Source organism: Allobosea sp. TND4EK4 (genome assembly GCF_900156025.1).
In the GTDB taxonomy this organism is placed as follows: domain Bacteria; phylum Pseudomonadota; class Alphaproteobacteria; order Rhizobiales; family Beijerinckiaceae; genus Allobosea.
Window position 1 is genome coordinate 46,538 of sequence record NZ_FTMO01000010.1, and the last position, 14,614, is coordinate 61,151.

The window sequence follows — 14,614 nt, forward strand, 5'->3', positions numbered from 1 at the left end:
TGGTTCAGTGGTCCGTGGTGCGCGGGTCGAGCCAGTCGCGCAGCGCGTCGCAAAGCAGGTTCATCGCGAGGATGGTGAGGGTCAGCGCCGCGCAGGGCCAGAGCAGCAGCAGCGGCGCCTGCTCCATGGTGGCGCGCGCGCCGCGGATCATCAGGCCCCAGGAGGGGGCGGGGGGCACGACGCCGAGGCCTAGGAAGGAGAGGCCGCTTTCCAGCACCACCGCCGCCGCGACCGCCAGCGAGAACTGGACCAGCAACGGGCCGGCGATGTTCGGCAGCACGGTGCGGAACAGGATGCGGCTCGGCCGGGCGCCCAGGGCGCGGGCGGCCTCGACATATTCGCGCCCCTTCACCGCCAGCACCTCAGCATAGGTGACGCGGGCGAAGCCGGGCACATAGAGCACCGAGAGCACGAGGATGAGCGTGGCGGCGCCGGGGCCAAGCAGCGTGACCACCAGCAAAGCGAGCAGCACCGGCGGGAAGCACATGATGATCTCGACGCCGCGCACCGTGAAGGACGCGCTCCAGCTGCGGCTCCAGCCGCCGATCAGACCCAGCGTCACGCCGACCAGCCCGGCGAAGAGCGCCGAGGCGAAGGCGACCGAGAGGCTCGTCCGCGCGCCCCAGATCAGGCGCGAAAGGACGTCCCGGCCGAATTCGTCGCGGCCGAGCCAGGAGCCCGGCATCGGGCCCGCGAGCCGGCGCGCAATGTCCTGACGGATCGGATCCGGCATCGGCAGCAGCGGCGCCGCGACCGCCAGCAGCAGGATGAGCGCGACGAAGGCCCCGGGGATCGCAAGCCTGGCGAGACCGCGGCGCTTCATGACTGCACCCGGGGATCGATCGCGGCGTGCACAAGCTCGACCACGAGGTTGATCAGGAGGAACAGAACCGAGATCGTCAGCACGATGCCGACGACCATCGGGTAGTCGCGGCCCTCGACCGCGCGCAGCAGCGGCGTCGACAGGCCGGGCCAGTTGAAGACGTATTCGACGAGGACGGTGCCGCCGAGCAGCGTGCCCATCTGGAGACCCAGCACGGTCACCACCGGGTTCATGGCGTTGCGCAGGACATGAACCGCGAGCACGCGGCCCGGCGAAAGCCCCTTAGCGCGGGCGGTGCGGACATAATCATGGGCGAGCGCATCGAGCGTGGCAGCCCGCGTCATGCGGAAGAGCACGGCCGCCAGCCCCTTGGCGATGGCGACGGCCGGGAGAGCGAGCAGCTTGAGATGCTGCGCGGGATCCTGCGCGAAGGGCGTGAAGCCGCCCGCCGGCATCAGCCGCAAGGTCTGAGCGAAGAGCAGCACCAGCAGCGTGCCGACGACGAAGACCGGGACGGCGAGAAGAAGCGCCGTCACCCAGGAGGCGGCCCGGTCGAAGATGCCGCCGCGATGGATCGCGGCATAGACGCCGGCCGGAATGCCGAAGATGACGGCGATCAGCGTCCCGGCGATGATCAGCTCCAGCGTGCGGGGCAGCCTGAGCGCGATCTCCTGCAGCACGGGATAGTCATCGACCAGCGAATTTCCGAGATCGCCCCGGACCAGTCCCGCGAGGAAGCGGCCATATTGCGTCATGATCGACTGATCGAGGCCGAGGCGCTCCCTGAGCTCCGCCACGGCAGCAGGGTCGGGCATCGCGCCCGAGGTCGAGAGCAGCAGCTCGGCGGGGTCTCCCGGCACCATGTGCAGCGCCATGAAGACGATGGTGGCGACAAGCCAGGCCGTCAGGATGGTCAGCAGGACCCGCCGTGTGAGCCAGGCCGCGCTCATGCGAAGAAGGTCTGCTCGAGCATGTTGCCTGAGGAGTTGGACAGCGCTCCCGGCAGGTTGACGAAGCCGGAGACGTTCTTGGCCATGCCATAGCCCTGCTGGCGCCATGCGAGGCCGACGAGCGGCACCTCCTCCAGTGCCGCCGCCTGCATCTCCTTGTAGATCGCGACGCGCTTGGCCTGGTCGAACTCGGCGCGACCCTTCGCCAGAGCCGCGATGGTGCGCGGGGCATCGACCTTGAAGGAGCGGCCATGCGTCGGCGAGAGCGAGGTGTCGAGCACCACGCTCAGGCCGTCGGGATCGTTGTTGTCGGCCGAGACGCCGTGGATCGCCATGTCGTACTGGCCGCGCGTGCCGCGGCTGACGCGGGTCGACCAGTCGGGCAGCTGGAGCTCGCACTGGATGCCGACCTCGGCCAGATGCTGCTGCACGACCTCCGCCGTGTCCTTGTGCATGCCGAACTGGGCGGTGGCGAGCAGCGTCGACTGGAAGCCGTTGGCGAAGCCGGCCTCGGCCAGCAGCGCCTTGGCGCGCGCCGGATCGTAGTTCCAGCCATGGGCGAGCTTGTCGTCGTACCAAGGCGTGCCCTCGACGATCGGCACCCCTTCCAGCGGCTTGCCGCGGCCGAAGAAGGCGACCTTGACGATGTCCTCGCGGCGGATCGCATGGGCAATGGCGCGGCGCACACGCGGGTCGTTGAAGGGCGGCTTGGTGCCGTTGAAGAGCACGTCCATGAACGGGCCCTCCTGAGTGTCGAGCTTCAATCGCTGATCGGCCTCGACGGCGGCCATCGACTGCCAGGGCACGTATTCGATCATGTCGACGTCGCCGGACATCAGGGCGGCGTTGCGCAGGTTCTCATCGGCATAGACGATGAACTTGATGCCCTTCACCTTCGGCATGCCGGGCTTGTAGAACTTGTCGAAGGGCGCGACCTCGATGGACGAGCCACGCTCCTGACCGACGAGGCGGAAGGGACCGGCGCCGATCGGCTCGTTGGCCTGCGATTTCCGCCAGATGATGAAGGTGTTGTAGTTGCCGAACCAGCTCGGCAGCGTCGCCTGCGGCTCCTTGGTATAGAGCTTCACCGTCGCGGGGTCGGGGATCTCGATCCGCTCGATCTGCTGGAACTGGGTGCGCATATAGGCGGTCGATTTCTCGCCGGCGATCTGCTCGATCGACCATTTCACGTCGTCGGCGGTGACCGGCTCGCCGTTCTGGAAGACGCAGCCCTTCCGCAGCTTGAAGACCCAGGCCCCGTCCGCTTCATGCGCCCAGGATTCGGCGAGCTCGCCGCGCAGGTTTCCGTCCGGCCCATAGGAGACGAGGCTGCGGTGGAGCAGCATCTTGACCGTGCCCGCCGAGGCGCCGGTCGAGACCCAGGGCTGGAGGTTCGGCGGGAAGGCGGAGAGGCCGTAGCGGATGATGCCGGCCGAAGCCTGGGCGCGGGCCGCGCGGCCCAGCATGGGGGAGACGAGGATCGGGGCAGCAAGGAGAGGAGAGACCAGACCCGCACCAAGGAGAGAACGCCGGGAGATGCTCATCGTCTGATCCTCTGCTGCTGGTCGCCGTTGTCAGGCTGCGGCGGCTGTCGGCCGCGGGTGCAGGGACGAGCGTACATCGATAGCAAGGATGATGCCGCGACAGGCTCCCGCGCGGCGGCCCTCGGGCCTCCCGCGACAGCTCCGCTCCTGCGCAATCATCTTCGACAACGGCACGATTCGTTCCCGGGCGTGGGTCGCGCAACCGTCTCTGGACGCGCGCCCCGCTTCTGATGCATCATGTATACGTGGCGGATTTTTGGGAGTCTACCACCAAAGTCGCAAGGCGCGGCAAGACGGGGCGAGGCGGCCATGGCGATGATCGACCAGCAGGACGACGCCGGTAGCGAGCGCGGGCGCCCGACGCGCGAGCGCGTCTATCTTTATGTGCGCGAGCAGATTCTGCGCGGCCGTTTCGCCGGAGGTTCCTTCGTCGAGGAGGAGGAAATTTCGTCGGCCCTCGGCGTCTCGCGCACGCCGGTGCGCGAAGCGTTCCACCGCCTCGAGGCCGAGCGCTTCATCGATCTGCTGCCGCGGCGCGGCGCGCTGGTCCGGCAGGTCACGGCACAGGAACTCCTCGACCTCTACGAGGCGCGGCGGATGATCGAGGGGCATGCCATCCAGCGGATCTGCCGGGAGGAGATCCCGATCCCGCCGCAGATGGCGACGATCCTTCATGCGATCGAGGCGCTGCCGCAGGACGACTACTTCGAGCGGATCGAACTCAACCGGCGCTTCCATTTCGTGATGGTGGCGGCGGTCGGGAACGTGGTGCTGTCGGAACTCTACCAGTCCCTCGGCGCAAGGCAGCAGCGTGTCGCGATGACGGCGATCAGCACCGACCCCACCCGGACGGCGCGGATCAGCCGCGAGCACCAGGCGCTGCTCTCCGCCCTGTCCCTCTGGGACGAGGCCGGGGCGCTTGCCATCCTCGAGCAGCATCTGAGGCCGATCGTCGGCGTGGTTTCCCGTCTGCCGCACGCTCCCTGACAGAATGGGCCCGGCACCTGATGCGCCGCCCGCGAGACCCGGGATGCGAGCCGCCCGATCAATAGTCAAACAATATGACTATTCACGACGCCGGGACTGTGTAACAGTCGCGATGGAAGCGCTCGCAGAAGCGCAGTGATCCATCGGAGAGGCGCCCATGTCGATACCGAGCATCGCCAGAAAGAGCGGCGTCATCGTTTCACGGCCGGCCGCATGAGCCCGGTGCCGGCGCCATGACCTCGCGCATCGTCTCCATTCCCGCCCGGCGCGGCCAGTCGAACCATGCCGAGATCGCGCGCAGCATCGGGATCGACATCATCACCGGGCGTTATGGCGAGGGCGCCAAGCTGCCCGGCGACGCCGAGCTGACGCTCGCCTTCCGCGTTTCGCGGCCGGTTCTGCGCGAGGCGGTGAAGACCCTCGTCGCGAAAGGGCTGCTCAGCACCAAGGCCCGGGTGGGCACGGTGGTGCGCCCCCGCTCATCCTGGAACATGTTCGATCCCGATATCCTCGCCTGGCATCTCGACGCCGGCGTCGACCGGAGCTTCCTTGTCGCCATCGCAGAGATCAGGCAGGCGATCGAGCCGCGGGCCGCGAGCCTTGCCGCGCAGCGCCGGACGGACGCCGACCTGAAGGCGATGCAGGCGGCGGTCGACCGGATGTGGCGCGAGGCCGAGCACCAGACCTCGGCCTTTGCCGAGGCGGATGTCGCGCTGCATGTCGCGGTGGCGAACGCCGCCGGCAATCCCTTCATGCGCTCGATCGGCGCCATGATCGAGGCGGCGCTGCGGGCGTCGTTCCAGCTCAGTGCGCCGGGCGATCCCAAGGACTACGCGTTCACGGTCGAATCGCACCAGCGCATCGTCGACGCCATCGCGGCGGGCGACCCCGCCACCGCCGCCGACGCCATGACGCATGTGATCGTCTACGGCTTGCGGCGCCACGGCCCCGTCGCCTGACGGCCAGACTGAACGGCCCGAACGGGCTTTCGACACAGGGAAACGCCTATGACGACCTCGACCACCGCGCCCCGCTACAAGGGGGTCTTCCCCGTCGCCCCGACCGTGTTCGATGCGGAAGGGCGCCTCGACCTCGAAGGGCAGAAGCGGGCGATCGATTTCATGATCGATGCCGGCTCGCATGGCCTGTGCATCCTGGCCAATTTCTCCGAGCAGTTCGTGCTGACCGACGAGGAGCGCGAGCGCGTGATGGAAACGGTGCTGGCGCATGTCGGCGGCCGCGTGCCCGTCATCGTCACCACGACGCATTTCTCGACGGCGATCTGCGCCGAGCGCTCGCGCCGGGCGCAGGACCTGGGCGCAGCCATGGTGATGGTGATGCCGCCCTATCACGGTGCCACCTTCCGCGTGCCGGAGGGCTCGATCTACGATTTCTACCGCGGCGTCTCGGATGCGATCTCGATCCCGATCATGGTGCAGGACGCGCCTGTCGCCGGCACGCCGCTGTCCGTACCGTTCCTGGCGCGAATGGCCCGCGAGATCGAGAACCTGGCCTATTTCAAGGTCGAGGTGCCGCAGGCGGCCGCCAAGCTGCGGGCGCTGCTCGAGGCGGGCGGCGATGCGATCGAGGGTCCGTGGGACGGGGAGGAGGCGATCACGCTGATGGCCGATCTCGATGCCGGCGCGACCGGCGCCATGACGGGCGGTGGCTATCCGGACGGCATCCGCCAGATCACCGACCCCTACTTCGCGGGAGACCGCGAGGCGGCGATGGCCGCCTATGAGCGCTGGCTGCCATTGATCAATTACGAGAACCGGCAATGCGGGCTCGCGGCCTGCAAGGTGCTGATGAAGGAAGGCGGCGTGATCGCGCATGAAACGGTGCGTGCGCCCTTGCCGGTGATGCATCCGGCGACCCGGGCCGGCCTGATCGAGATCGCCCGGCGGCTCGACCCCGTCGTGCTGCGCTGGGGGCGCTGAGAGGTGGCGGCCCTGCGCCTGGCTATCGTCGGGCTCGGCAAGATCGCGCGCGACCAGCATCTGCCGGCCATCGCGGCGACTGAAGGCGCCGAACTCGTCGCCGTGGCCAGCCGCAATGCGAGCCTCGAAGGCGTGGCGCATTTTGCCACGCTGGAGGAACTGCTCGCCAGCGATCTGCCCGTCGATGCGGTCGCGCTCTGCACGCCGCCCCAGGTGCGGCGGGCTCAGGCGGCCTTGGCGCTCGCCGCCGGCAAGCATGTGCTGCTGGAAAAGCCGCCCGGCGCGACCGTGAGCGAGCTTTCGCCGCTCATTGCGGCGGCCGCACAGGCGGGACTGACGCTGTTCGCGACCTGGCATTCGCGTTTCGCTCCGGCCGTCGAGCCTGCGCGCGTCTTCCTGGCACAGCACAGGCCGCGCTCGGTCGCGGTCACCTGGAAGGAGGATGTCAGGGTCTGGCATCCGGGGCAGGGCTGGATCTTCGAGCCGGGGGGACTCGGCGTCTTCGACCCAGGCATCAATGCCTTGTCGATTCTGACGGCGATCCTGCCGGAGCCGGTCTTCGTCACCGCGGCCGATCTCGCTTTCCCGTCCAACCGGCAGGCGCCGATCGCGGCCGATCTCACGCTCGCGACGCCGTCCGGGTTGCCGCTCACGGCCGCATTCGACTTCCGGCAGACGGGCGAGCAGAGCTGGGACATCCGGGTCGAAACCGATGGCGGGATGCTGCTGATGTCCGGTGGCGGCGCCAGACTCTTCCATGACGGGCGCAGCCTGATCGACGAGCCAGAGCGCGAATATCCCGGCCTCTACCGGCGTTTCGTCGGACTGGTCGGCGCGGGCCGTTCCGAGGTCGATCTTGCGCCGCTGGCGCTCGTCGCAGACGCCTTCCTGCTGGGCCGGCGCCGCAGCGTCGATGCGTTCGAGGGCTGAGCATGGACGCGAGGGTGCGCCTTTGCCGCGACATCTTCGGCCGGATGCCGGACGACAGGCCCGTCGAGCGCATCACCTTGCGAGGGACGGCCGGCTTCGAGGTCGCGGTCATCACCTGGGGTGCGAGCGTGCAGGCGCTGCATGTGCCTGACCGGCATGGCGAGCCGGCCGATATCGTGCTCGGCTTCGATACGCTGGCACCCTATCTCGCCTCGCGAAGCTTCTTCGGAGCGACGGTCGGGCGTTACGCCAACCGCATCGCCGACGCCGCCTTCATGCTGGACGGAACCCGTTGCCGATTGCCCCCCAATGACGGCGCGAACTGCCTGCATGGCGGGGCCGCCGGCTTCGATCATGCGCTCTGGACGGTGGAGGATGCAGGCGACGGCCCCGAGCCCTTCGTGACGCTGGGCCATGTCAGCCCGGACGACGACCAGGGTTTTCCGGGCAGGCTGACGACGCGGCTGACCTATCGGGTGGTGAACGGGCATTCGCTCGCCGTCACATTCGAGGCCGTGACCGACCGCCCGACCGTCGTCAACCTGACCCATCACGGCTTCTTCAATCTCGCCGGTGCCGCAGCCGGCGAGAGCATTCTCGACCACGAGCTGACGATCCTCGCCGACAGCTTCCTGCCGGTGGACGCCGGACTCATCCCGAACGGCGCCCCTGCGCCGGTCGCCGGCACGCCTTTCGACTTCCGCGACGGCGCCCGTATCGGTGCGCGCATCCGCGAGGCCGACGCGCAACTGCGTTTCGGCCTTGGCTACGACCATTGCTATTGCCTTCACAATGCCCGGGAGGGCGATGTCCGCCTCGTTGCTCGCGTCCTGCACCGTGAAAGCGGCCGCGGCTTGGAGCTGATGACCGACCAGCCCGGCCTGCAGCTCTATACCGGCAACAGGCTGGATGGGACTGTGGCCGGCAAGCATGGGCGCCTGCATCGGCAATCGGACGCCTTCTGCCTGGAGCCGCAAGGCTTTCCGGATGCGCCGAACCGGCCGGATTTTCCCCCCTCGCGCCTCGATCCGGGCGGGACCTACCGGCATCGCTCCGTCTTCCGTTTCTTCACGGCTCGAGAGGGCGCCCGATGACTCAGCCCGTGCCGCCGGCCCCGATGTCCCCCCCGCCGCTGGAGCATCTGCCGCTGAGGCTTCTCGACATGACGCCCTGCCATCTCGGCGAAGGGCCGACCTATGATCCGGCGAGCGGCACCGCCTGGTGGTTCGACATCCTCGAGCGGCGACTCTTCGAGGCCGATCTGGCGAACTTCGCCGTCAAGCTCCATGAGCTGCCGGTGATGGCGAGCGCGCTGGCCGGCGTGGGCGACGGGAGGCAACTCCTCGTCGCGGAAGACGGCCTTTATCTGCGCGACCGGAGCAATGGAGCGCTTTCTCTCTACCGGGAGCTGCCTGCGGCGGAGGTTCCCTTCCGCTCGAACGATGCCCGGGTGCATCCGAGCGGGACGCTCTGGTTCTCGACCATGGGGCGCAAGGCCGAGGCCGGGCAGGCGGTCATCTGGGCGCTGTCCGGCGGGCGGATCCAAAGGCTGTTCGACGGCCTCACCATTCCCAACGCGATCTGCTTCTCGCCCGATGGTACGGCGGGCTATTTCGCGGATACGCGGGCGAAGAAGCTGATGCGCGTCCCGCTTGATGCTGCGACGGGCCTGCCGCTGGCCGCACCGGAGACTCTGCTGCGGCATGAGGGGCCGGGCGGGCTCGACGGGGCGGTGACGGATGCGGAAGGCACGATCTGGTGCGCCCACTGGGGCGGGGGCTGCGTCGTCGCCTACAGCCCTTCGGGCGAAGCGCTGCGCCGGATCGCGGTGCCGGCGCGACAGCCGAGCTGCCCCGTCTTCGTCGGCCCGGACTTCCGCCAGCTTCTCGTCACCTCAGCCTTTGAGGGCATGGACGAGGCGGCGAGGGCAGGCGATCCTCACCACGGACGCACCGTCCTGATCGACCTCGGGATCACGGGCAAGGCCGAGCCCCGGGTCACGCTGGAGGCGCCGTGACAGCAGAGCTCCGCAGACGACCGCCCTGACGCTCAAGTGGGCGGCGAAACAATCAAAAGACCCAAGGAAAGAACAGGGAGACTCCAGATGAAACGCCTGACGACATTCCTTTCCGCCCTCGCGCTCGGCGCCGTCGCGCTGACCGGCGCGGCCTCGGCCCAGAGCAAGCCGACCGTCGGCATCGCGATGCCGACGAAATCCTCCGCCCGCTGGATCTCGGACGGCGACAACATCGTGAAGGTGCTGAAGGAGCGCGGCTACAACACCGACCTGCAATATGCCGAGGACGATATCCCCAACCAGCTCTCGCAGATCGAGAACATGGTGACCAAGGGGGCCAAGGTGCTGGTCATCGCCTCGATCGACGGCACGACCCTGTCGGACGTGCTGAAGCAGGCCAAGAGCCAGGGCATCACCGTCGTCGCCTATGATCGGCTGATCCGGAACTCCCCGAATGTCGACTACTACGCGACCTTCGACAATTTCCAGGTCGGCGTGCTGCAGGCGCAGTCGCTGGTGAAGGGGCTCGGCATCCCGGAGAAGAAGGGGCCGTTCAACATCGAGCTGTTCGGCGGCTCTCCGGACGACAACAACGCCTATTTCTTCTATAACGGCGCGATGTCGGTGCTGAAGCCGCTGATGGACCAGGGCGTGCTCAAGGTCGCCTCCGGCCAGATGGGCATGGACAAGGTCTCGACCCTGCGCTGGGACCCGGCCACCGCCCAGGCCCGCATGGATAACCTGCTCAGCGCCTTCTACAACGACAAGAAGGTCGACGGTGTGCTCTCGCCCTATGACGGGCTGTCGATCGGCATCCTGTCCTCGCTCAAGGGCGTCGGCTACGGCAGCGGCAACATGAAGATGCCGATCGTCACCGGGCAGGACGCCGAGGTGCCCTCGGTCAAGTCGATCCTCGCCGGCGAGCAGTACTCGACCATCTTCAAGGACACGCGCGACCTCGCCAAGGTCACCGCCGACATGGTCGATGCGGCCCTGAGCGGCAAGACGGTCGAGGTCAACGACACCAAGACCTACGAGAACGGCGCCAAGACGGTGCCGTCCTACCTGCTGAAACCCGTCGTGGTCGACAAGAGCAACTGGGAGAAGGTGCTGGTCGAGAGCGGCTACTACAAGAAGAGCCAGATCAACTGATCGCGCGACAACAGGCGGCGTCCGGGGCTTCGCTCGCCCCGGGCGCGCGCCGTCTGGAAAGGGAGGACGGCATGAGCCCGATCCTGGAAATGCGCGGCATCAGCAAGAGCTTCGGCCCGGTCAAGGCGCTGACCGATGTGACCTTCACGGTCGAGCCCGGCGAGATCCACGCGCTGGTCGGCGAGAACGGCGCGGGCAAATCGACCCTGATGAAGGTGCTGAGCGGGGTCTATCCGCACGGCTCCTATGAGGGCCAGATCGTCTATGAAGGCGCCGAGCAGCGCTTCCGCGACATCACCGATTCCGAGGCGAAGGGGATCATCATCATCCATCAGGAGCTGGCGCTGATCCCGCTGCTCTCGATCGCCGAGAACATCTTCATCGCCAACCCGCCCTCGCGCTTCGGCGTCATCGACCGCGATGCCGTGCATCGGCGCACGCTCGCCTTGGTGGCCAAGGTCGGCTTGCGCGAGGACCCCGACACGCTGGTGACGCATCTGGGCGTCGGCAAGCAGCAACTGGTCGAGATCGCCAAGGCGCTGTCGAAGGAGGTGAAGCTGCTGATCCTCGACGAGCCGACGGCGAGCCTCAACGAGACCGACAGCGCGGCCCTGCTCGACCTGCTGATGGAGTTCCGGGCGCAGGGCATCTCCTCCATCCTGATCTCGCACAAGCTGAACGAGGTCTCGCGCGTCGCCGACCGCATCACCGTGCTGCGCGACGGACGGACGGTCGATACGCTGGATTGCCGGCAGGGCGAGATCGAGGAGGACCGGATCATCGTGAAGATGGTCGATCGCGATCTGGAGCACCGCTATCCCCAGCGCGAGCCCAGGATCGGCGAGGTGATCTTCAAGGTGGAGGACTGGTCGGTCTTTCACCCGCTCCATGCCGACCGGCAAATGGTCCGCAATGTCGATTTCGAGGTCCGGCGCGGCGAGATCGTCGGCATCGCCGGGCTGATGGGCGCCGGCCGCACCGAATTCGCGATGAGCCTGTTCGGCCGCTCCTATGGCCAGAAGATCAGCGGCCGGGTCTGGCTCGAGGGCAAGCCGGTCGAGCTGTCGAGCGTGCGCCGCGCGATCGATGCGGGGCTGGCCTATGTCACCGAGGACCGCAAGGAACTCGGCCTGATCCTCGCCGAGGACATCCGCCGCAACATCTCGCTCGCCCATCTCGACGCCATCGCCTCTGCGCGCGTCATCGACGAGATGAAGGAACTCAAGGTCGCGAACGACTATCGGGGGCGCATGCGCATCCGCTCCTCCAGCGTCTATCAGGAGGCCGGCAAGCTCTCCGGCGGCAACCAGCAGAAGGTGGTGCTGTCGAAATGGCTGTTCACCGACCCGAAGCTGCTGATCCTCGACGAGCCGACGCGCGGCATCGATGTCGGCGCGAAATACGAGATCTACACCATCATCAACGCCCTCGCCGATGCCGGGAAGGGCGTCGTGGTGATCTCCTCGGAGATGCCCGAACTGCTCGGCATCTGCGACCGCATCTGCGTGATGAACGAGGGCGCCTTCGTCGGCGAGTTTCCCGCCAAGGAAGCCACGCAGGAAAAGATCATGCGCGCCATCATGCGCCAGGACGGACGGCAAACGAGGCAGGGAGGGCTTGGCCCATGACGGACAACACCTCCGCGGATACGACACCGGCACTCGCCGCGCGCGCCGGCCATGGCGCCTTCTGGAAGAACAACCTGCGCGAATACGGCATGGCGCTGTCGCTCGTCGCGATCATGGTGTTCTTCCAGGTGGTCACGGACGGCACGCTGCTGAGGCCGCTCAACCTCACCAATCTGGTGCTGCAGAACAGTTATATCGTCATCATGGCGCTGGGCATGCTGCTGGTCATCGTCACCGGCCATATCGACCTGTCGGTCGGCTCGGTGGCCGGCTTCGTCGGCGCGGTCGCGGCGGTGCTGATGGTCAAGCTCGGGATGCATTTCATCCCGGCGACGTTGATCTGCCTGGCCGTCGGCGGGGCGATCGGCGCGATGCAGGGCTATTGGGTCGCCTATTTCAAGATCCCGTCCTTCATCGTCACGCTGGCCGGCATGCTGGTGTTCAAGGGGCTGGCGCTGGCGCTGCTGCAGGGCCAGTCGGTCGGGCCCTTCGCGCCGGAGTTCCAGAAGCTCTCCTCCGGCTTCATCCCCGAGGCCTTCCCGGGCGTCGGCGTGCTCTATCCGACGACGCTGGCGATCGGCATCGCGCTGGCGGCGGGCCTGATCTATATGGGCTTCAAGGCACGCTCCCGGCACGAGCGGCACGGCATCGAGGTCGAGCCCTACGGGCTCTTCGTCGCCAAGAACCTCGTCTTCGCCGGCCTCGTCACCTATGTCGCCTATCTGATCTCGTCCTATCGTGGCCTGCCGAACGTGCTGGTCATCATGGCGCTGCTGATCGCGCTCTACGGCTTCGTGACGCGGCGTACGACCATCGGCCGGCAGGTCTATGCAGTGGGCGGCAACGAGCGCGCCGCCAAGCTCTCCGGCATCAAGACGGAGCGGCTGACCTTCCTGACCTTCGTCAATATGGGCGTTCTGGCGGCCCTCGCCGGCCTGATCTTCGCGGCGCGGCTCAACACCGCGACGCCGAAGGCCGGGCTCGGCTTCGAGCTGGACGTCATCGCCGCCTGCTTCATCGGAGGTGCCTCGGCCTATGGCGGCGTCGGCAAGGTCGGCGGGGCGGTGATCGGCGCCCTGATCATGGGCGTGATGAACAATGGCATGTCGATCATGGGCATCGGCATCGACTACCAGCAGGTCATCAAAGGCATCGTGCTGCTCGGAGCGGTCTGTCTCGACGTCTACAACCAGCGCCGCGCCTGATCGGATGCCGGGACGCGGCGGCGGCCATGAAGGGCAGATGGGCGACGTGCGTCCTTCTGCATTGCAATCGCCCTGCGAAAAAGCCATACTTATTCTCAAGCATTGAAAATATTGATGAATTCGCGAAATCTGCGGTCGTCATGACAGTGAATCAACGGGTGAATTCGACGAAGGTATAAATCGATTTAGCAATGCAAGGCCGGGCGCCAAGACCTGGGCCAGCAAGGGAGGAATGACATGCTGTTGACCCGCCGCGGTTTTACCACCGCGTTGACCGGAGCCGTCGCCGCTCCGGCCCTCATCCGCAGTTCCTTCGCGCAGGGCGCGACCGTGAAGATCGGCATGGTGGTGCCGATGACGGGCGCTGCCGCCGAATCCGGCTCCTTTGCCCAGACCGGCGCCAAGATCGCGCTGGAGCAGGTCAACAAGGCCGGCGGCGTGCTCGGAAAGCCACTCGAACTCGTCTTCGAGGACGACCAGACCACCAATCCCGGCGCGGTGCTGGCCTTCTCCAAGCTGGCCAGCCAGCCGGAGATCGTCGCCTTCCTCGGCTCCATCCGCTCGACGCAGATGCACGCCATGGCGCCGGACATGCTGAAGATCGGCAAGCCGGTGGGCTTCGGCGGCACCGATCCGAACCTCACCAAGCTCGGCAACCCCTGGCTCTTCCGCTTCCGCCCGAACGATTCCTATTCCGGCAAGGTGATCGCGCAATACGGCGGCAAGGAACTCGGCAAGAAGAAGTGGGCGATCGTCCATTCGACGGACGCCTTCGGCACGGCCGGCGCGAAGGCGCTGGAGGATTCGCTCGGAGACAATGGCGGCACGCTTGCGCTCAAGCAGGGCTATGCCAACCAGAGCCAGGACTTCACCCCGGTGGTTCTGGCGGTGCGGCAGTCCGGCGCCGATGTGCTCGGCACCTACTTCACCTTCGAGACCGATCTCGGCATCTTCGCGCGCCAGCTGCGCCAGCTCGGCGTCAACATTCCCTGGGTGGGCTCGCCCTCCATCGTCAACGTCTCGGCGCTGAAGCTCGCGGGACCGGCGCTCTACAACACTTATGGCGTCGCCGACTACGCCGAGGATTCCAGCGAAGCCTCGAAGGCCTTCGGCAAGGCCTATCGCGAGGTCCGCAAGGTCGCGCCGGACAACCAGTCCTCCTGGACCTTCGACGCGGTCACGTGCCTCGCTCTGGCGATGAACAAGGCCGGTTCCACCGAGCCGGAGAAGGTGCGCCAGGCGATGCTCGCCATCCGCGGGCACAAGGGCGCCGAGGGCGAATACAACTTCGACAAGAACGGTGACGGCCTGCACGGCTACAACATCGTCAAGAACGACAAGGGCGAGATCAAGTTCGACAAGCGGATCGACTTCACGCCCAATCTCGGCTGATCCAGCGACTCTCGCGGCAGCGCAGCGGCCGCCTCGGACCATCGGC

At 67.1% G+C, this 14,614-nt stretch carries 13 protein-coding genes; 10 read left to right on the forward strand and 3 right to left on the reverse strand.

What is annotated here, in order from left to right:
- Positions 1 to 4 precede the first annotated feature (4 nt).
- Genes BW981_RS15725 through BW981_RS15735 form a run of 3 tightly spaced genes read right to left on the reverse strand, consistent with a single transcriptional unit; the run spans position 5 to position 3,317 of the window.
- On the reverse strand, positions 5 to 823 hold the full coding sequence (locus tag BW981_RS15725; protein ID WP_076440895.1) for an ABC transporter permease: 819 nt from the start codon (positions 821 to 823) through the stop codon (positions 5 to 7).
- A complete protein-coding gene (locus tag BW981_RS15730) occupies positions 820 to 1,773 on the reverse strand; it encodes an ABC transporter permease (protein WP_076440897.1) in 954 nt (317 codons plus the stop codon). Before BW981_RS15730 ends, BW981_RS15725 begins: the two co-directional genes overlap by 4 nt.
- Entirely contained in the window at positions 1,770 to 3,317 is a 1,548-nt protein-coding gene (locus BW981_RS15735; RefSeq protein ID WP_076440899.1) for an ABC transporter substrate-binding protein, read from the reverse strand. The genes BW981_RS15730 and BW981_RS15735 overlap by 4 nt, the downstream gene beginning before the upstream one ends.
- Before the next feature lie 309 nt (positions 3,318 to 3,626).
- Between BW981_RS15735 and BW981_RS15740 the strand changes: the two genes are divergently transcribed.
- The 10 genes from BW981_RS15740 to BW981_RS15785 all read left to right on the forward strand — a co-directional run bounded on the left by BW981_RS15740 (position 3,627) and on the right by BW981_RS15785 (position 14,568).
- Positions 3,627 to 4,304 (forward strand): GntR family transcriptional regulator, encoded by a 678-nt coding sequence (locus BW981_RS15740; protein WP_210188677.1) that lies wholly within the window; start codon positions 3,627 to 3,629, stop codon positions 4,302 to 4,304.
- A 233-nt stretch (positions 4,305 to 4,537) separates the two neighbouring features.
- The gene (locus BW981_RS15745) at positions 4,538 to 5,263 is read left to right on the forward strand and encodes a FadR/GntR family transcriptional regulator (RefSeq protein WP_076440901.1); all 726 of its coding nucleotides are present in this window, start codon (positions 4,538 to 4,540) and stop codon (positions 5,261 to 5,263) included.
- A 48-nt stretch (positions 5,264 to 5,311) separates the two neighbouring features.
- Entirely contained in the window at positions 5,312 to 6,244 is a 933-nt protein-coding gene (locus BW981_RS15750) for a dihydrodipicolinate synthase family protein (protein ID WP_076440903.1), read from the forward strand.
- 3 nt (positions 6,245 to 6,247) lie between these two features.
- Positions 6,248 to 7,174, forward strand: coding sequence for a Gfo/Idh/MocA family protein (locus BW981_RS15755; protein WP_076440905.1), 927 nt, complete (start codon positions 6,248 to 6,250; stop codon positions 7,172 to 7,174).
- A 2-nt stretch (positions 7,175 to 7,176) separates the two neighbouring features.
- Complete coding sequence (locus BW981_RS15760; RefSeq protein WP_076440907.1) at positions 7,177 to 8,268, forward strand: aldose epimerase family protein; 1,092 nt, start codon at positions 7,177 to 7,179, stop codon at positions 8,266 to 8,268.
- 23 nt (positions 8,269 to 8,291) lie between these two features.
- A complete protein-coding gene (locus tag BW981_RS15765; protein ID WP_139333800.1) occupies positions 8,292 to 9,191 on the forward strand; it encodes an SMP-30/gluconolactonase/LRE family protein in 900 nt (299 codons plus the stop codon).
- An 87-nt stretch (positions 9,192 to 9,278) separates the two neighbouring features.
- Positions 9,279 to 10,343: a multiple monosaccharide ABC transporter substrate-binding protein gene (chvE, locus tag BW981_RS15770; protein ID WP_076440909.1), complete on the forward strand. Its 1,065-nt coding sequence runs from the start codon at positions 9,279 to 9,281 to the stop codon at positions 10,341 to 10,343.
- A gap of 71 nt (positions 10,344 to 10,414) precedes the next feature.
- Complete coding sequence (gene mmsA / locus BW981_RS15775) at positions 10,415 to 11,971, forward strand: multiple monosaccharide ABC transporter ATP-binding protein (protein WP_076440911.1); 1,557 nt, start codon at positions 10,415 to 10,417, stop codon at positions 11,969 to 11,971.
- Positions 11,968 to 13,176 (forward strand): multiple monosaccharide ABC transporter permease, encoded by a 1,209-nt coding sequence (gene mmsB / locus BW981_RS15780; protein ID WP_076440913.1) that lies wholly within the window; start codon positions 11,968 to 11,970, stop codon positions 13,174 to 13,176. The genes mmsA and mmsB overlap by 4 nt, the downstream gene beginning before the upstream one ends.
- A gap of 237 nt (positions 13,177 to 13,413) precedes the next feature.
- Positions 13,414 to 14,568, forward strand: coding sequence for an ABC transporter substrate-binding protein (locus BW981_RS15785; RefSeq protein ID WP_076440915.1), 1,155 nt, complete (start codon positions 13,414 to 13,416; stop codon positions 14,566 to 14,568).
- Positions 14,569 to 14,614 lie beyond the last annotated feature (46 nt).